Consider the following 19,320-nt stretch of genomic DNA (forward strand, 5'->3'; position numbering starts at 1 on the left):
CCCTGTTCCGACTGCGTTTTACTGAAAATAATAGTCCCCGCCCGGCTCATGTCCGGCGGACAACATGGCCCCATACTGGGGCGTCTGCGGAGAACGCTCCACCACGGAGCGGCGCACCTTCAAGAACAGATCGAACCCCGTCTGTCCCGATCCCATGCCCTTCAACTGCTCGATCAGACGGGAGGCGAAAACCGAATGGCCATCCCCGCCCCCATCCATCACCGGCTCCTCGCCTCCCGAAGACATCATCATCACCGACCGCTTGGCTTGGATCTGCTCCCGAGTCAAACCGGCACTCTCGGAAGTGAAGGTGAATTCCCGGGTCAAGGTGCCGGAAAAACAGCTATCCGAAATCACCATGGTATGACGCGCCTTCACCTTGGCCAGAAAATCCGACAAATGGCGGGTGGAAATCCACTGGGAAGCACTTCCGGCACTGGCGTCGGACAACAACCAGTAGCCGTTCCCGGTCTCCGGCTGGAGATAACCGTGTCCGGCATAATAGATCAACAGATCCTGATGGGGCTTGATCTTCGATCCCACCGCCCGGAAAGCCTCCACCACCCGATCGTGGGTGGCATCCGGCATCACGATGGCCTGATACCCCCGGGCGCGCAACAAGGCCGCGATCACGTTGACATCATTCACCGGGGTATACAACGCGGGAATCGGCTCTTGATACCGATTGACCCCGATCAACAACGCGATCCGCTCCCCGGTCAAGGGCGGAAACCAGGAGTCATCCCTGCCCTCCGCACTGTCCGTGCCGGTTTCAAAGGGATTTTCCCGGTCCCGTTGCGCCAACTCCGACACAGCCCCCGCATACAGTTCGGTGCGCGCCTCCTTCTGGATCTGAATGAAATCCCGCAACACCTGCATCATCCGCTCCCGGTCCGCGCCACCTTGCTCCAACAGATCGATCAGATCCGCCTGCTGCACCGGTTCCCCATGGGCGACCCGATCCAACACATCCCCCACCGCCTGGGTCAAAGAGTCGGGACTCTCCAGATACCCCTGAATCACCGCCCCCGGATCCGTCGGAACCCTCTCGCTCCCCTCCGGTACACGATCACCACTCCCGGATCCACTCTCCCAGGGGGCAGGATCCAAAAACAACGGCCCCGGTTCCCCAACCACGACCGCCGGCATTCCCTCCGGACTCCCGCCCCCGGTCACCGCCATCGGCCCCTCCGCCACGACCACCGGCGGCGACCACTCCAAAGCCGTGGTCCCCTCCACCTGCTCGTTGACGTTGATCACCGGCACGATCCATCTGGCCTCCCGATAAGCCCCGGCCAGATCCGTGACCCGCACCGTGACCTCATAGGCGCTACGACGTTCGTAATCCAGCACACCGTCAAACAGCAGCAATTGATCCCGGTTCGGCCCGCCGATGGCAAACAGATGGGCATCCACCCCTCCGGCCACGGAAAAAACCAATCCGTCTCCGGCGTCCACATCCACCGCGCTCAACCGCCCGGCGATCAGACCGTTCACGCTGGAGGTGTTCTCCCGGAGGATCTCGGGCAATAAGGTCAGGCTGACCGGCGCTTCGTTCTGATCGGTCACGACAATGGCGAAGGTCTCCTCGCCATGGGCGCCCTGGAGATCCGTGGCCCGCACCGTGACCGAATAGCGATCCCGGCTCTCGAAATCCAACCGTTCCCCCACCATGTACAATTGCCCGGAGTCCGCTCCTCCCAACCGGAATACGGCGCTGTCCGCCCCATCGACCAGGGAATAAACCACCCGATCCCCGGTATCCACCTCGATGGCAGACAACACGCCGATCAGAACACCCTGGGTGGTATCGGTATTTTCGACAATGGAGGCGGAACTCAACGTCAGATCACGGGGAGGATCGTTGCCGGGGGTGACCTGAATCCGCTTCACCCCCACCAAAGGATCCGCCACGCCGTCACTCACCACCACCGTGAGGGTGAAATCCCGATCGTGGTCCAGGGCCGGCATGAACGTCAATCCCGCCAGCATGGCGTTGACCTGATCCGGAGATCCCGCCAGCGTCCATGCGGTACCGTCACCGGTCAAATCCACGCCGGTCTGGGTACGAAACAACAACCGTCCCGCCGCGCCTTCGGAAAGGGTCAAGGTGGTGGTCACACGGGGGCTGTCGTCGGTGATGACGATGCTGTCCAACGCCAGAAACGGATCATCCTCCACCATGGATTCGGCCGTATCCAGATGGGTGGCCGTGGGAGGGGTGTTCACGGCGATCATGGAGATGGGCTTGGCACCGATCACATTCGGGGTTACGCCATCCCCAACCGTGGTGATCAGGGTGAAATCCCGCTTCCACCCGGCAGACGGGGTAAAACGCACCGCCGCCAACAGGGCATTGACCGCGTCGATCCCTCCGGACGCCTGCCAGACCCCCCCCGCGAAAGTCGAAGCCACCCCATCGACAACCCCGGTGGAAAGGATTCCCGCACCCGGATCCGAAAGGGTCAGGGAGGCGATCACCGTGGCGCTGTCGGTACCGGTGATAACCATATCGGTCAAGTCGATCCCTGGACCATTCTCCAGCACACTTTCCGGGGCGGAAAGCTGCGAAACCAACAGGTTGTCATGGACCGGAATGACCGTGACCGGTTTGACGCCGGTGATCTCCGGAGCCTGTCCATCGCTGACCGCAGTGGCGATGGTGAAATCCCGATCCCAGTTCTCCGCCGGGGTAAAGCGCACGCCGGTCAACAGCGCGTTGAGCGCTGCCAACTCGCCGGAACCGCGCCAATAGGTGCCATTGCTGCTCAACGTGGCCCCGGCATCCAGAAGGGTGCTCAAACTGCCTGCCGCCGGATTTTCCAGGGTCAAGGTGACGGTGGCCGATGCACTGTCCACATCCGTCACCACGATCGGAGTCAGATCAAAGGGGGAGGCATCCTCGATGAAGCGTTCCGGGGCGTTCAGGTTGGTGGCGGTGGGAGGGTCGTTGACAGCGGTCATCACCACATTCCTGAATCCGGTCAACGTCGGGGCCTGACCGTCATCGATGGCGATGGCGATGACGAAATCCTGATCCCAGTCCCGGGACGGAATGAACGCCACCGCGGCCAACAGCGCGTTGACATCGGCCACCGGCCCCAAGGCTGACCAGGTTCGTCCGTCAAAGGTGGAAGTCACCCCCTGGGAGGTGGAAGTGGTCAAAACGCCTGCCGCACCATCGGCCAGGGTCAAAGTCACCCCTACGCTGGCACTGTCCACGTCGGTAATCACCAGATCGATCAAATCATGACGCGAAACATCCTCCAGGATTCGTTCCTGACCGAACAGATGGATGGCGGTGGGGGCATCGTTCACGGCGGTCACCCCCACCCGCTTGACCCCGGTCACCATCGGGGTCACCCCATCGGTCACTGTGGCGGTGATGGTCAGATCCTGATCCCAATCCGCAGCCGGAGAAAAGAAGGTTTCAGTCAACAAAGCGTTGACATCAGCCAACGCACCGGAAGCACGCCAAACCAACCCATCAAAAGTGGCGCTCACTCCTCCCGACTGACCGGCAGACAACGTTCCCGCGCCACCCTGGCTCAAGCTCAGGGTGACAGTCACAGCGGCGGAGTCTGGATCCTGAATCACGATGGGCGCCAACAGAAACGCAGCACCATCTTCGATAAAACCCTCGGGAGTCGTCAACCCGCTGGCAACCGGCAAATCATCGGCCCCGTCTATGGTGACCATCAGAGTGGCGGCAGTACTCAGGGAACCATCAGAAAGGGTATAAATAAAGGCCTCGGACAGGCTTTGACCGCTCTGCAAGGCGTTCACCGTGGGATTGGCATCGTTCACCACATAGACATAAGCGCCACTGCTGGAAATGGTCAGGGTGCCGTAACTGCCCGTCAGGGTGGTGGCCACGGCACTCAACGTGGCACTTTCCGGATCGGAATCATTGGTCAGCAGATTGCCCGTGGCGCTACTGCCGGCGCTGCTGCCGGTTTCAATGGCGGTTGCGGTATCGTTGCTGCCGAGAGGGGTATCATTGGCACCCTGGATGGTGACGGTGAGGGTGGCCGTGCTGGTCAAGGAGCCGTCGGACAGGGTATAGGTGAAGGCATCCGACACGCTTTGACTACTCTGCAAAGCGTTCACCGTGCTATTGGCATCATCCACCACATAGACATAAGCGCCACTGCTGGAAATGGTCAGAGTGCCATACGTGCCGGTCAACGTCGTAGCCACGGCGCTTAATGTAGAAGATTCCGGATCGGAATCATTGGTCAGCAGATTACCCGTGGCATTGCTGCCGGCGCTGCTGCCGGTTTCGATGGCGGTTGCGGTGTCGTTGCTGCCGAGGGGGGTGTCGTTGGCACCCTGAATGGTGACGGTGAGGGTGGCGATATCGGTCAAGGAGCCATCGGACAGGGTATAATTAAAAGAATCCGACACACTTTGACCGCTCTGCAAGGCGTTCACCATGCTGTTGGCATCATCCACCACATAGGTAAAACTCCCGTCCGCCAGCACGGTCAACGCCCCATAACTGCCGGAAAGGGCACTGCCAACCGTCCCGGCCACGCCGCCACCCGCCACACTGCCGGTACGAATGGCCGTCACCGTCTTGGTGCCTGTGGTCACATCGTTGGTCACCAGAGTACCCGACCCGTTGGCTCCGGCCGCACTCCCGGTTTCGGTGGCGCTGGCGGTGTCGTCGATGGCCAGCGGCGACAATGACTCATAGGCGCCGATATCAATCAACGTATTGAAATAACGCGTATAACCGGTTCCCCTCTGATCGGTGGTGGAGCTGCTGCTCACCTGGGTCGAAGTCCAGCGGTCCAAAGCCGGACTGGTGGTGCCCAACGATAGGGTTTTGGTTGTCCCTCCATTGTTGGCCAGACTCCCCAGCACCGGATCCACACCGGTCACATTGCTGGTGGTGGTGTTGATGGTGGCTCCGGTCGTGTTTTCGATCAGGCTGTAGTTGGCGGTGATCGTCCCTGACACATCGGCGGTGGTACCGGTATTGTCCGCAATCAAGGTATTGGTCGCCGACACCACCCCCCCAGCCGCAATCGAAAGTCCTCCCCCGGCACCGGTGGCGGTGTTGGCCGCCACGGTGGTATTGGTCAGGGTCAGGGTGCCGCCCCCCACCCGGATGCCCGCGCCAAGCGCTGAACTGTTGTCGGCGATGGTGCTGTTGTCGATGGAGACCGTCCCGGCGATGACGATCAAGCCCCCTCCGGATCCGACACTGCTATTCCCGGAGATTGTACTGTCGGTGATGGTCAGGGTACCGCCCACCGCCTGATAAATGCCTCCACCGGTACCACTCGCCGCCCCGGTGGGAGCCGAGTTGCCCGAAAAGGTACTGCGGGTGATGGTGACCACTCCCCCATCGTTGCGGATCCCGCCACCGAACGTGGCCGAATTGCCGCTCACGGTGCTATCGATCACCTGCAACACGCCGTTGGCGTTCAGGTAAACCCCGCCGCCAAAGGTGCTGAACCCGGCGGTCGGCGTGATGGAACTGTTGGAAATGGTGGAATAATCCAGCACCAGAGTCCCTTTCCCGATCAGCACCGCCCCACCTCCGGTGTTGGACGAGGCGACATAATCAAAATTATCGATCGTCACGCCGTTGACCGTCAGGGTATTGGTGCTTGCGCTCATGTTGACATACAATCCGCGCAGGTTGGCCCCGCCACCACTCACGGTGATGTCGGCGACCTGATCCCCATTGGTATCCCCCTGAATGACCAAATCATCCGTGACCGTGAGCATACTGGTCAGGGTGATGGTGCCGGTCACGGAAAATTGAATGGTATCCGTCACGCCCGACGTGGCATTGGCGTTGAGAATCGCCTGACGCAGACTCCCGGCCCCGGTATTGTTGAGATTGGTCACGGTATAGGTGGCCAGCAAACCATCATACTCCGCCTGCGCCCTGACCGAAGGTGACAAAGCGCTCTCCACCACCCCTTCGGTCCACTCCAGATCCCAGTTGCCTCCCAGACGCGCCGCCCCGGTGGCATCCCGGGAGGCGGCCACATCCGCGCCGGTCAACTCCGCAATCCGCCGGACCAGCGTCTGTCCCTCCGCGCCAGCGGCCACGTCGCAGCCATAAAACAAAATATCCCCCTCCCCGCTCAAACCCGAACCCCAGGCCCGAACCGTTTCGGCATACACCGACAGACTCTCCAGGGAGAGTTCCGCATTGCCCAAACGCACCCTTCCATCGGAACCGTGGGTGATCAGATGCACCGCATCCACTTTTTCCAGACCCGCCAAGGTCTGGGCAATCCGGGCCACGCCATCCTCGTTGGACCCCAACACCACCACCGTGCGCTCCATGGCGGGATTTTCCAGCAACACCCGGTAATCCGCCACACCGGCATCCACAAACACCACCTCCCGCCGCCGATCCACCCCAGACGGCTCCACCGCAGGCACCAAAGCGTGCAACAGAGCCAATGTGGCGGACCCGGTGGTGGCCTCCCCATGAACCCCGCCATCCTCCCAGACCCGCAGCGCATCCCCCACGCCGGCGGCATCCAGCAACAACCGCTCCTCCAAAGCCAGCATCACGGGAAAAATCGGCGCGCCAGGCCATTTCGAAGACCGGAAGCCAAAATGGGAGTCACATTTTTGGTCAGTGTCCATTGTTTTTACATCTCTCGGTTGGTTCCATAACCATTTATTGAATCAACCTATTGATTCATATAACATCACATGATTGGCACCCAGTCTGCACACTGTAATAACAACCAAGAAACGGACCACATTTCAACACCGTGACGGTCCATTTCAAATCAGGCTTCACACAAAGAAGGAGATTACCATGAAACGCATCGCTTTCTGGAGCCGACTGGGGATGGTGATGGGCATATTGGCCAGCGGATCGCTGCTGGCCAGTGAACTCGTGGTGTACAAGGCCGAAGGGATCCAACTGACCCCTGGCCAGACCATCAACACCACGCAACCCCTGACCCTGACCGCCGGACAGCGGGTGACTTTACTCTCTTCCAACGGGACCGCCATCAATCTGGAAGGTCCTTTTCAAGGTCTGCCTATATCCAAGACTCAGGCCAGTACGGATACCGGAGTGGTCAACACCTTGAAAATGCTCGTATCCGCCCCAAAGACCCGTTCGGGGGGTCTGGGGACCACCCGGGCCATTCCTCAAATTCTGGATGTGACCCGCAGTGGTCATTACTGCCTGAACGAGGGGCAACCGTTGGTGTTCTGGCGTCCATCCAGTCAGGAGAATGCCCTCATCACCGTGCGACTGGGCCAACAACAATGGAAAGCCCACTCCCAATGGCCGGCGGGCACCAACCAGCTCACACCGCCCCCCACCATGCCCATAAGCGATGGGGCGGTCTATCGACTGGAGTTGGATGGTCAACCCAGCACGACCACGCTGCATCTGATTCCGTCCAACCTGACCACCCCCAAGGAGCGAACCGCCTGGATGACCGCCAAGGGATGCGATGCCCAATTGGCCTCCCTGAACCACCTCCAGGCCACGCAATGACATTTCCATTCGGCCCGTGGTGTTGTATCCTGTGATCTGAATCCAAAAAGATGCAGCACCACTTGGGCCAAGGTCTATCGCGGGGGTGAAGGGCAACATGAAAATTCTGATCGTCGATGATGATCCCGGACAACGGGAGAAACTGACCACCATTCTCTCCCCCCTGGGTTCCTGCGACCAGGCCGGAGACGGCGAAGCGGCACTGGCCCTCTTCGAGGCGGCACTGGAGGAGAAAGCCCCCTACCATGTGGTGTGCATGGATATCGAAATGCCTCGCCTGGATGGCCATCAAGCCCTTTACGCCATCCGCGACATGGAAAAAAACTGGGCGGTTCCGGGCAAAGGCCAGACCATCGCCATCATGATCACCGCCCGCAACACCGCCGACGACATTCTGGACGCCTTCCACGGCACCTGTCAGGGATACGTCAACAAGCCGGTGGATGGGGAATACCTGATCCACCGCATCCGGGAACACCTGCCCAAACGGCTGGAAGCCACCTGGGACAACATCCCCCGACGGGTTCCCCCGGGTCACAGCACCTCCCGCAAGCTGGTGCCCGAGGATCCGGAAAAACTGGCTCCGCAAATGATCAATCTGGTCAAACGCTTCGCGAAGAAATGGCCCGACCGTCCCATCGTGGCCACCCCCATCCTGGAAGAAAAAAAACAGCTTGCCAACGACTTCACCCGTCAACTGGACCTGGCCTTGAACCAGGCCATCGCGGAAATCGGTCTGGACGAGGCCGGCGGGGAGAGCTTGAGGTTAAACGGGGTGTATGATTTCGTCTCTGGCGGGGTGGTGCTGAAGCTGACCCTTCTCGAAGGACAAAACCGCCTGCTCGATGGGGTGCGGGTGCCCTTGCGGGCGCTGTGGGTCAAGGTGCCCGCGGGGGGCTGAACACACACAATTCTCTAAATCGCTCCCCGCCATCCGGACCACAGCAGTCCCAGATACTCATGGACCGCCGCGTGGACCGCTTCCAACTGGCGGGGCGCGATTCCGTTCCACAACGCCAGCCAATCGGATCCGAACGCCTTGGCCCGGTGGTCGGTGGGGGCGGGAATCGGCGCCATGCCCCGCTTGCGGAACAGGGCCATGGAGCGCGGCAGATGGACCGCCGAGGTGACCAGCACAAACGGCTCGTTGCCCACCAGATCCTGGATCAAACGGGCCTGATTCTCGGTATCCCGGGCCACCTCTTCCAATACAATCCGCTCCCCGGGCACCCCCAATCCCAAGGCGACCTGCCCCATGATCCGGGCCTCGGTGAACGCCGCCCTCACCCCGCCGCCGGACAATACCAGACGACTGCCCGGATGCAGCCGCGCAATGCGGATCCCCTCCACCAGTCGCGTCAGACTTTCGGTGGAAAGCTGGCTGGTCACCGGCAAGGCGGGATCATCCACCGCTCCGCCCCCCAGCACCACCACATGGGACACCACCCGCTCCGGATAGGCCACATACGCCCCATACCGTCCTTCCAGAGGTCGCACCAGGGCATCGGCCACCGGCTTGAAACTGAGCAGCGTCAATCCAAGCAACACGCCGCTCACCAGCCAACGTCCCCAATCCCGCCTCCGGCCCCCCCACCACAGCAACAACACCCCCACCACGCCTGCCAGCAGCAACGCGGGCAACGGCATCACCAGAAAACCGACGATCTTCTTGAGAACGAACAGCTCACACCTCCAGGCCCAGTTGCCGGGCAATCCCCAACACCGTATCCCGCCCGCTGTCGAAATCGAACTCCTCCAACTGCTCCGCCAAGGCACGGGTCTCTTCGACCGCCACCAGACCATCCGCCGCCGCGATCAAGGAAGGCAACACCCCACGGGCCGCCTCCAGATCCCCATCATCGATGGCGGCCAACATCCGCTCCACCACCACGCCGCTCTCCTCCCGCGCCAAACGACGACAAGACTCCACCACCACCCCCATGGCCGTCTCCACCGCGGCCACCAGCGGCAATCCCTCCTCCCCGTTGCGCAAGGCGGTATCCAACACCTTGGCCGCCTCGGCCAACTCCACAGCCGCCAGATTGCCCGCTCCCCCTTTCAAGGCGTGGGCGATCCCCTTGGCCGTGGCCGCGTCCCCCCCGGTCAACGCCTCCCGGATGCGGGCACCGTCGTCGGCCCTGGTCATGGCAAAACGGATCAAGGCGCGACGATACGCCTCCCAATCCCCCCAGGCCTCCAAAGCCGCCCCCACATCCACCCCGGCCACCTCCGGCAAGACCACAGGAGTCTCGGGAACGCTCTTTGCCATGATGTCTACCGTCTGCGCTTCCCCCTGGGACTCCCCGGGCAAAGGCTCCCCCGCCCCCTCGGGCACCACACGGGCGATCACCGCGAACAAGGCGTTAAAATCGATGGGCTTGGTCACATACTCGTCCATGCCCGACTCCAGACACCGCTCCCGATCTCCCTTCATGGCATTGGCGGTCATGGCCACGATGGGCACCCGCCCGCCATTGCTGGCCTTTTCCCGGGCCCGGATCCCCATGGCCGCGTCAAAACCGTTCAAACGGGGCATCTGCACATCCATCAACACCAGATCGAAACGGCCCGGCGCGAACATCTCCACCGCCTCGGCCCCATCCCGGGCCACCGTCACCCGATGCCCCGGACGGGTCAAGCGGATCATCACCAGTTCGATGTTGGCCTCCACATCCTCCGCCAACAAAATCGACAACGAACGCCTGGAACCCGACGAGGTGGTCGCCAGACCCATGGGGGCCAAACGGCATTCCGTCACCCCGCGGGCTTCGGGCAGACGAATCCGGAAGTGAAACACACTCCCCTTGCCCACTTCGCTGGTTACCCAGATGCGCCCATCCATGCGTTCGACGATCTTTTGACAAATGGTCAATCCCAGACCGGTCCCGCCGTGACTGCGGGTGGTGGAGCCATCCGCCTGGGTGAAACTCTCGAAAATGGCATCCAACCGGTTGGCCGGAATGCCGATGCCGGTATCCACCACGGTGAAATACAAAAAATCCTCATCCCGCCCATCCCGGCTCACCCCCACGGTCACGCTGCCATGCTCGGTAAACTTGATGGCATTGCCCGCCAAATTGACGATCACCTGTCGCAGCCGGGCCGGATCCCCGGTGAAACAAGGCCCCAACGCCTCATCCACCGCCAACTCCAGGGAGAGTCCCTTCATGCGGGCCACGGCGATCAGGGTCTCCCGGGCGTCGGAAAGCATCTGGCGCAGATCGAACACCACCTGCTCCAGGGTCATCTTGCCGGCTTCCATCTTGGAGAAATCCAGGATATCGTTCAACAAGCCCAGCAACGCCTTGGCCGAGCGCATCACCGTGGCGAGCAATTTCTGCTGTTCTTCGGACAAAGGGGTTTCCAGCAGCAGTTCGGTCATACCGATGACGGCATTCATGGGGGTGCGGATTTCGTGGCTCATGTTGGCCAGAAATTCCGACTTCATGCGGGTTTCCTCCTGGGCGCGCTGCTTGCGTCGCCGCTCCTCCCCCCCCACCTGGAGGGTGGTGAGCAGAAATCCCAGCCAGAACGCCAAAGTCGGCGTCACCAGAGGCAACAGGATGCCCAGATGGGCAAAAAACAAAAATCCCCCTCCCCAGCAGACAATGGTGCCCGCCAAGGCCAATCCCGCGTTCAGGATGAACGCGGTCTCCAATCGCGCCAACAGAATGCCGGAAGTGGTCGCCACAGCCAGAAGAATCCACCGTGCCAGGGGGGCTGCCTCGGGAAAACGTCGTCCGTCCAAAATCTGGGCCAAGGCATGGGCCAGAATCACCACCCCCGCCATGTTGCCCCCCTCATCCCCCCGGGACTGGGCCACCAGACTCAATGGGGTGCGGTGACGATCGCTCAAGGGCAGATCCCCACCGATCAACACGATGCGATTTTCCAGCCACGCATCCGGCAACACCGCGGCGATGTGGGCCGGAAAGGTCACGAACGGGGATTCTCCGGGTTTGGGAGCGCCACGCCAGGCGATGCGCGTGGTCTCGGTGGGGGGCGCAACCCCCAGACGCGCCGCCAAAGCCCCCACCGCCCCATGCATGCGATGGCCATCCGGCAGCGTCCGACCCGGATAAAGCCAACGCACACTGCCATCGTGGGCATCCTTGATCATGTCCGACAAACCCCGCATCTCCACGGGAAGAAAGTCGTCCAGAAAGGTCATTTGCGCCGCGCTCAAGGTGTGACCGAAACGGTCCAGACCGTAACTGGCCACCAGCGGAATCCGCATGGCCCGCAACCGCTCCTTGAGCAACGCATCCTTGGCCGGCTCGGTGGCCTGGTCCAGCAGCACATCCAGAAACACCGCCCGGGCCTTTTTTTTCTCCAGGGTTTCCAGCAGGGTGGTCAGAAAGGCCCGATCAATGGGGGAACGATACGGAAACATGCGCAAGGTCTCTTCCGTGATGGCCAGGACCACGATATCCGGATGCACCGGTTCCGGAGGAGAGAGGGCGGCGATGCGGAAATCATCCACCCAGTTGTCCATGATGCGGAAAAAAGGCAGATATTCCATCACCACCACCGCCAGGGCCATGGAAATGAACGCCACAGCCCCCAGACGCATCAGTGGACGACTCCAGATCGGCGCCCCCCTCATCCCGATCTCCTCAACCCCACCAGATCATGTCCGGTTTAAGACGGGGTTCAAAGGCGATGGTGGCCTGTCCCCCGGTCTGATTCTGTTGTTCCCGTCGGATTTCCGCGGCCTCCAGAAGGTGCTGACGGGCCAGAAATTCGGCGATTTCCAACACCCAGACGGACTGTTTCGGTTTCAGGGGTGGACCGAGCCGCTGGGTGACCACCCGCGTCACCAGATCCACCTCCGCCTCCACCCCATGGCCTAACGTCATGCTCACCGCCACCGGCACCGCCCCGTCCAGACGCACCTCGTGACGGGTCACCCCCCCGAAACCCCGGCTCATGGGCGTTGCGGCAACACGATGAGCCGCTTGGCGATCTCGGCGCGGGGACGGTAAAAAATGGCCACATGACCGATCATTCCGGCCAGGGCGCTGCCGGTCTCCCGGGCGATCACCTCGGAGAGGTTTGCTTTTTCCTCTTTGTGATCGTTGAACTTGATCTTGATGAGTTCATGATCCTCCAGGGCGCGATCCACCTCCCGCAGCAACGTCTCCCCCAGACCATCCCGACCCACCCAGACCACGGGTTGCAGGGCATGGGCCTGGCCACGCAGAAACTTGCGTTGGAATCCGCTCAAGGGGGCGGAACCTGGGTTGTTCATTTCCATGATTGAATGATTTCCTCACTAAAAAAAATCGGCATGATCACATGAACTCGTCGTTCAATCCCTCGTGCAGGGCGACCCCCAGGGTCTCCTGCACCATCTCCTGCAACGCCTCGGCATCCGGGACAAAAGCCACATGGAACAACGCATCTCCCTGATTGACCAGGGGATGGTTGGTATGACCAATGATCACCCCTTCCCGTTCGGCGCGCACCTCAATCCTTTCGCTGCCCAGAGGGTTGGCGATGTGACCGAGCAACTCTCCCTTGCGTACATGGGAGCCGGCCCGTTTGACCGCCCACATCATGCCACTTTCCGGGGCCCGCACCCAACGACTGGAGTGGGCGGTCCACCATTTGGACCAGACGGGGGTGGATTTGGTCCCTTCGGCGAGCATGCCCAGATGGCGCATCACCCCCAGAATACCTTTCAAACCGGCCTGGATCGCCACCTCGTCGAAACGCATGGCCTCCCCCCCCTCGTACAGCAACACCGGCACTCCCACCGCATGGGCCGCCCCCCGCAAGGAGCCGTCCAGAAAATCGGTATACAGATGGACCGGGGCATGAAAGGCCTTGGCCATCTCCTCCACCACCACGCTGCCGGCCTTGCCCCGGGTCTGGGGCAGGTTGAAACGCTGCCGGGTGCCCGCGTGCAGATCGATGCCATGGGTGCAGCGGGCCACGATCTGGCGCATGAACAATTCCGCGGTACGTGCGGCCAATGAGCCGTTGGCCAGTCCCGGAAAGGAACGATTGAGATCGCGATGGTCGGGGAAATAACGGCTGTGATGCAAGAATCCCAACACATTCACCACCGGGATCACCAACAGCGTCCCCCGCAATCCCCGCAAGGCCCGCTCCCGCATCAACCGGCGGCAGATCTCCACGCCATTGAGTTCATCGCCATGCAGCGCCGCACTCACGAACAGACACGGCCCCACCCGCCGTCCCTGAAAGACATGCACCGTCAGATCGATGGGGGTATGGGTGTGCAACCGGGTCACTGGAATGTTGGCAACCGCATGCTCTCCGGGCTTGACCCGGATCCCGGCGATTTCAAAAGGGTCGTTTTTTTTTTCGCGCTCGCGCCGTTCCGCCATGGCCTGCCCCGGTTCCCAAGGAATCCATTCATGCCCATCGACACGATCCGGTGGGTAGATTATCCGATTGTCTCGTCTTTTTGAAGCGGAAACGCTCCCAAGGAGGGTTCTTCGATACTAAGGAGACACGTCTGAGGGCCATTCCCTATGATATTCAGGGAAGATCAACGAAAAAAACGGATGACACCACCTGCAACGCTGCAATCTCTGCCACAAAAATCCGGCGCTACCCACACAATCCGGGACAACCAATCAAGATCCGAAAAAAATCACCCCCCCAATGATGAGCCATTCGTGTCCTTCTGAGGGCGCACGCCTCTGTTTCCACACGCGCCATCGTCAGCATACCCCCCTAAAAATGCCGCCACCCTTTGTGTTCCAACACCAATGGCTGACCATCCGACACCACTTCCATCTCTGGAGTGGCGATGATCTCGCCGATTTCGGTCAATTGAACGCCGGTTTGCCGGGCCAAAGTGACCAGCATTTCCAGTGCCCCTTCGGCAGCGGTGACGATCAGTTCATAATCCTCCCCACCGGTCAGAAGCATGGACAACAGGGTCGGATCCTGGGTCAGTTGCCGTTGGGCGGCGTCGGAGAGGGGAATATGGGCCGCATCGATCCGCGCCCCCACTCCCGAGGCCTGACACAGATGCCCCAGATCCGCCACCAATCCATCGGAGACATCGATCATCGCGTGAACCGCCGCCGCGTCCGAAACCGCCACCCCGAGAGCGACCCGCGGTTCGGGCAGATCCAGACGGGCTTCGAGGAAGGCCCGATCCGCCGGATCCTCGACCGTCAAACGCCCCTGACGCGACGCCAAGCCCAAAGCTGCGTCCCCGATGGTGCCGGAGACCAGAATCCGATCCCCGACCAACGCCCCCTTGCGGGTCAAGGCGCGATCCTGGCTCACCAGTCCGAACATGGTGACATGAATCGAACGGCCCGCGGGGGAACCCGTGGTATTGCCTCCGGCGATATGCACGCCGAACGCCTCCCCGGCCACCCGCAACCCCTGGACAAACCCGGTCAACCATGGGATCGGGGTGTTTCCCGGCAGTCCCAGCGACAGCAGATACCAACTCGGCTGTCCGCCCATGGCGGCGATGTCCGACAGGTTGACCCGCAACGCCTTCTGGCCCACCAGGAACGGATCGTCATCCGGGGAGAAATGAATCCCCTCGATCAAGGCATCCACCGTGGCCAGCAACTGCTGGGTGCGGGGCACCGCCAGCACCGCCGCGTCGTCCCCGATGCCAGTGACCACACCGGGAGCGGCGGGGGTGTGCAGCGGCGCGAAAAAATCGCGGATCAGTTCAAACTCCCCGACTTCAGCCAGGGTGGATGTTTCCGAGGTCACTTGGCGCCTCCCTCCGGAAGGGCGCCGGGACCCCGAATCTGGTTGGCCACGTTGTCCATGACCCCATTGACGAACGAGCCGGAACCATCCCCGCCATAGCGCTTGGACAGCTCGATGGCTTCGTGGATCACCACCTGAATGGGCAGATCCGGTTCGGCGAGCAGTTCATAGATCCCCTGCCGCAGGATGTTGCGGTCGATGGTGGAGATGCGGGACAAGGACCAGTTCTTGGCGCCGCGGGTGATCCAGTGGTCGAGTTCGTCCAGCCGGCTCCAGGCTCCGGCGGCCACCTTCTGGAAATATTCCAGATCGGCCCGGCCATCGGCGTTGTCTTCGCACAACTGGCCGACCGCCCGATGGATGCCATCTCCACTGATGTCGCATTGATACAAGGCCAACAAGGTCAACTCACGCGCCTTGTGACGGCTGCGCACCGGCAGGGCCCCCATACCCGGATCCGGAGATCCGACCGGAGTGACGAGAGGAACCGAACGGATTGGCGTGCGTCGTGGAATCGGATTCATGGTGCCCGGAGGATCCTTCTGTAAGGATTGCATTATGGATCGATACGTTTGAAAAGATTGACCATCTCGATCACGCTCAAAGCGGTTTCCCACCCTTTGTTGCCCGCCTTGGAACCGGCCCGTTCAATGGCCTGCTCCAAAGTATCGGTGGTGAGTACGCCAAACCCCACCGGGATGCCGCTCTCCAGGGAGACCGAGGCCACCCCTTTGCTCACCTCGGCGGAGACATAATCGAAATGGGGCGTGGAGCCGCGAATCACCGCTCCGAGACACAGCACCCCGTCGAACCGGCCACTGCGGGCCACTTTCTGCGCGGCCATGGGAATTTCAAAAGCGCCGGGCACCCGCAAGACCGTAATGGCCTCCCGGGGCGCCCCGTGACGGACGAGACCATCCACCGCCCCTTCCAGCAACCGCTCGGTGATGAAACTGTTGAAACGGGCCACCACAATGGCAAAGCGGCAACCATGGGCGTCGAAGTGCCCTTCGAGGGTGTTCAACTCATTGACCATACAAGGAAAACTCCATGATCGCTAGCGGTTTCGACCGGAATCGGCGAACTGTTGCAAGAGATGTCCCATCTTGTGGTGCTTGACCTCCAGATAGGCCGCATTGCCCGAGCGCGCGGGCATCTCGATGGGAACGCGCTCGACCACCTCCATGCCATACCCTTCCAGGCCAATGATTTTTTTCGGATTATTGGTCATGATGCGCAGTCGGCGCACGCCCAGGTCTTTCAGAATCTGGGCACCGATCCCATAATCCCGCAGATCGGGGGGGAAACCCAGTTCCAGATTGGCCTCGACCGTATCCCGGCCTTGATCCTGCAAATTATAGGCGTGCATTTTGTTGACCAATCCAATGCCTCGCCCTTCCTGACGCAAATACAGCAAAATCCCCTGTCCCTCCTCGCCGATGCGCCGCATGGCAGCCTGAAGCTGACTGCCACAGTCGCAACGCTGGCTGCCGAACACATCCCCGGTCAGACACTCGGAATGGACCCGCACCAGCACCGGCTCTGCGGGATTGATCTCTCCTTTGACCAAGGCGACGTGCTGAAAATCATCCACCTGGTTGGCAAAGACGATCAGACGCCACTCCCCCCCGAAATCGGTGGGCAGACGGGTCTCCACCACCCGATGGATCAGTTGTTCATGGGAAGTGCGAAACGAGATCAGATCCGCGATGGTGGCGATTTTCAGTCCCATGCGTCGGGCCATGATCATCAAATCCGGCACCCGGGCCATGGTGCCGTCTTCCTTGAGGATTTCGCAGATGACCGCCGCCGGTTTCAGTCCCGCCAGCCGGGCCAGATCCACCGAAGCCTCGGTATGACCGGCACGCACCAGCACCCCTCCGTCCCGGGCCACCAAGGGAAACACATGGCCCGGACGCACCAGATCACACGGCGAAGCGTGATCGGCGATGGCCACCGCCACGGTACGGGCCCGGTCCTGGGCGGAAATGCCGGTGGTCACGCCGGTTTTGGCTTCCACCGAGACCGTGAAGGCGGTCTTGAACTGGGCATTGTTGTCCGAGACCATCAGGGGCAGTTGCAACTGACGCACCCGCTCGCCGGTCAGGGCCAGACAGATCAACCCGCGACCGTGCATGGCCATGAAGTTCACCGCCTCGGCGGTGGCATACTCGGCGGGGATGACCAAATCCCCCTCATTCTCCCGGTCCTCGTCATCCACCAGGATCGCCATGCGGCCCTGCCGGAACTCTTCCAGCACCGACTCGATCGGATCAAAACGCAATGACATCTAAAACCCTTATCAAAAACCCTGTTGACGCAAGAAGGTCTCGTCCAGTCCACGCCGTTCCCGATCCTGACCGCATGCCGCGCCACGGGCGAGCAGGCGTTCCACGTAACGGCCCAGAAGATCGCTCTCCACATTGACGACAACACCCGGAGAGAGCGCGGAAAGAGTGGTCCCGCGTTGCGTGTGGGGGATGAGATTGATGGAAAACCGTGTCTCCTCCCCGACATCCACCACCGTATTGACGGTGAGACTCACACCGTCCACCGCGATGGAACCCTTTGGAATCAAATAGCGTCCCACAGCCCCCGGCACCCGGAACCAGATTTCCAGGGAACGTCCCCTGGGGGTGATGCGTTCCACCCGTCCCATGGCGTCCACATGTCCTTGAACCAGATGACCATCCAGCCGTCCACCCAAAGCCAAGGCCCGCTCCAGATTGACACGGGAACCGGCGGTCAAGTTCCCCAATGTGGAGACTTCCAGCGTGGCCGCGGAGACCTGTACCGCGAAACCGCCGGAGTCCAGCACCTCCACCACCGTGAGGCAAACCCCGGAAACCGCGATGGAGTCCCCCAGCCGTACCCCCTGGAAACCGCAACCGATCCGCAACAGCCACTCCGCCGAGGAGCGCTCCACCGCCCGGATCACCCCCACCTCTTCGATCAGCCCAGTAAACATCGGGACCCCTCGAAATCCCCCTCGACCAGCAGATCCTCTCCCACCTGGGTAACCCGCATGTTGACCAGTCGCTGGGCATCCGCCAAAGAGCCGATGCCCACGCTGTCCAGCAGACCCGGAGAGTCGTGGCCACCGATCAGTTTGGGAGCCAGAAACAACGCCATGCGATCCGCCAGACCCGCCTCCAGCAAGGCACCGGTCAGGACCGATCCGGCCTCGCACAACACACTCGTCAGATCCATCTCGCCCAACCGGGACATCAGATCAGCCAGATTCACCCGCCCGTCCGGGGTTTCGCGACAGGGGATCACCCGCACATTGGCCCGGGAACCCAAAGCCTCGGCCCGGGCGAAATTGGCCCCCCGTCCGGTGGCGATCCACAGAGGGGAGACCACCGACGAATCGAATACCCGCGCCCGATCCGGAATGCGCAACCGGGAATCCACCACCACCCGGATCGGATCCCGTCCATTGGGCATGCGACAGTTCAGACGGGGATCGTCGGCCAAGATCGTGCCGATGCCCACCATCACCGCGTCGTGCTGATCCCGCATCCGTTGCACCCAGGCCCGGGCGGCAGGTCCGGTGATCCATTGGCTTTCGCCGGTGCGTGTGGCGGTTTTGCCATCCAGGGAGGCGGCCAGTTTCAGGGTGATCAGGGGGCGTTCCTGCTCAATCCAGGTGACGAAGGGACGATTCAGCTCCTGGGCCTCTTCGGCCCGCACCCCCACCACCACTTCGACACCCGCCGACCGCAACCGTTCCACGCCCCGACCCGATACCTGCAAATTCGGATCGATCATGGCGATCACCACCCGGGCGACTCCGGCCCGAATCACCGCGTCGGCGCAAGGCGGCGTGCGGCCATGATGGGAACAAGGCTCCAGGTTGACGTACAAAGACGCCCCTCTGGCCCGCTCACCGGCCTGACGCAAGGCGTACACCTCGGCGTGGGGCGCTCCGGCACAGGGATGAAATCCCTGCCCCACAATCTCGCCGTCACGCACGATCACGCACCCCACCACCGGATTGGGTCGAGTCCGCCCCGTGGCCCGCGCCGCAAGACGCAAGGCCAGGGCCATGTAACGGCGGTCGTGGTTCACGAGGCGTTCCGGCCCTCTCATTCAAGATCCATTCA

At 61.6% G+C, this 19,320-nt stretch carries 14 protein-coding genes; 2 read left to right on the forward strand and 12 right to left on the reverse strand.

Annotation, left to right across the window (positions count from 1 at the left end; translation table 11 throughout):
• Positions 1–18 precede the first annotated feature (18 nt).
• The gene (locus HQL98_03640) at positions 19–6,546 is read right to left on the reverse strand and encodes a DUF4347 domain-containing protein (GenBank protein ID MBF0271157.1); all 6,528 of its coding nucleotides are present in this window, start codon (positions 6,544–6,546) and stop codon (positions 19–21) included.
• 253 nt (positions 6,547–6,799) lie between these two features.
• Between HQL98_03640 and HQL98_03645 the strand changes: the two genes are divergently transcribed.
• Both HQL98_03645 and HQL98_03650 read left to right on the forward strand, forming a co-directional pair.
• A complete protein-coding gene (locus tag HQL98_03645; protein ID MBF0271158.1) occupies positions 6,800–7,495 on the forward strand; it encodes a hypothetical protein in 696 nt (231 codons plus the stop codon).
• Between the two features lie 97 nt (positions 7,496–7,592).
• Positions 7,593–8,396: a response regulator gene (locus HQL98_03650; GenBank protein MBF0271159.1), complete on the forward strand. Its 804-nt coding sequence runs from the start codon at positions 7,593–7,595 to the stop codon at positions 8,394–8,396.
• A gap of 14 nt (positions 8,397–8,410) precedes the next feature.
• Here HQL98_03650 and HQL98_03655 read toward each other — a convergent pair whose 3' ends face one another.
• From HQL98_03655 to ribD, 11 genes are all read right to left on the reverse strand, one after another.
• Complete coding sequence (locus HQL98_03655) at positions 8,411–9,208, reverse strand: YdcF family protein (GenBank protein ID MBF0271160.1); 798 nt, start codon at positions 9,206–9,208, stop codon at positions 8,411–8,413.
• On the reverse strand, positions 9,180–12,101 hold the full coding sequence (locus HQL98_03660) for a CHASE2 domain-containing protein (GenBank protein ID MBF0271161.1): 2,922 nt from the start codon (positions 12,099–12,101) through the stop codon (positions 9,180–9,182). Before HQL98_03660 ends, HQL98_03655 begins: the two co-directional genes overlap by 29 nt.
• Before the next feature lie 10 nt (positions 12,102–12,111).
• Positions 12,112–12,426 carry a hypothetical protein gene (locus tag HQL98_03665; protein ID MBF0271162.1) on the reverse strand — a complete coding sequence of 105 codons (315 nt, stop codon included), beginning with the start codon at positions 12,424–12,426 and terminating at the stop codon, positions 12,112–12,114.
• Positions 12,423–12,746: a ribosome assembly RNA-binding protein YhbY gene (gene yhbY, locus HQL98_03670; protein ID MBF0271163.1), complete on the reverse strand. Its 324-nt coding sequence runs from the start codon at positions 12,744–12,746 to the stop codon at positions 12,423–12,425. The genes HQL98_03665 and yhbY overlap by 4 nt, the downstream gene beginning before the upstream one ends.
• 43 nt (positions 12,747–12,789) lie before the next feature.
• Complete coding sequence (locus tag HQL98_03675) at positions 12,790–13,851, reverse strand: succinylglutamate desuccinylase/aspartoacylase family protein (GenBank protein ID MBF0271164.1); 1,062 nt, start codon at positions 13,849–13,851, stop codon at positions 12,790–12,792.
• A 352-nt stretch (positions 13,852–14,203) separates the two neighbouring features.
• Complete coding sequence (thiL, locus tag HQL98_03680) at positions 14,204–15,214, reverse strand: thiamine-phosphate kinase (protein ID MBF0271165.1); 1,011 nt, start codon at positions 15,212–15,214, stop codon at positions 14,204–14,206.
• The gene (gene nusB / locus HQL98_03685) at positions 15,211–15,738 is read right to left on the reverse strand and encodes a transcription antitermination factor NusB (GenBank protein ID MBF0271166.1); all 528 of its coding nucleotides are present in this window, start codon (positions 15,736–15,738) and stop codon (positions 15,211–15,213) included. Before nusB ends, thiL begins: the two co-directional genes overlap by 4 nt.
• 32 nt (positions 15,739–15,770) lie before the next feature.
• Complete coding sequence (locus tag HQL98_03690) at positions 15,771–16,250, reverse strand: 6,7-dimethyl-8-ribityllumazine synthase (GenBank protein MBF0271167.1); 480 nt, start codon at positions 16,248–16,250, stop codon at positions 15,771–15,773.
• A 21-nt stretch (positions 16,251–16,271) separates the two neighbouring features.
• Positions 16,272–17,504 carry a bifunctional 3,4-dihydroxy-2-butanone-4-phosphate synthase/GTP cyclohydrolase II gene (locus tag HQL98_03695; protein MBF0271168.1) on the reverse strand — a complete coding sequence of 411 codons (1,233 nt, stop codon included), beginning with the start codon at positions 17,502–17,504 and terminating at the stop codon, positions 16,272–16,274.
• 12 nt (positions 17,505–17,516) lie between these two features.
• On the reverse strand, positions 17,517–18,182 hold the full coding sequence (locus HQL98_03700; protein ID MBF0271169.1) for a riboflavin synthase: 666 nt from the start codon (positions 18,180–18,182) through the stop codon (positions 17,517–17,519).
• Positions 18,167–19,264: a bifunctional diaminohydroxyphosphoribosylaminopyrimidine deaminase/5-amino-6-(5-phosphoribosylamino)uracil reductase RibD gene (gene ribD / locus HQL98_03705; protein MBF0271170.1), complete on the reverse strand. Its 1,098-nt coding sequence runs from the start codon at positions 19,262–19,264 to the stop codon at positions 18,167–18,169. The genes HQL98_03700 and ribD overlap by 16 nt, the downstream gene beginning before the upstream one ends.
• Between the last annotated feature and the right edge of the window lie 56 nt (positions 19,265–19,320).

The organism is Magnetococcales bacterium (genome assembly GCA_015231755.1).
Taxonomy (GTDB): Bacteria; Pseudomonadota; Magnetococcia; order Magnetococcales; family Magnetaquicoccaceae; genus Magnetaquiglobus.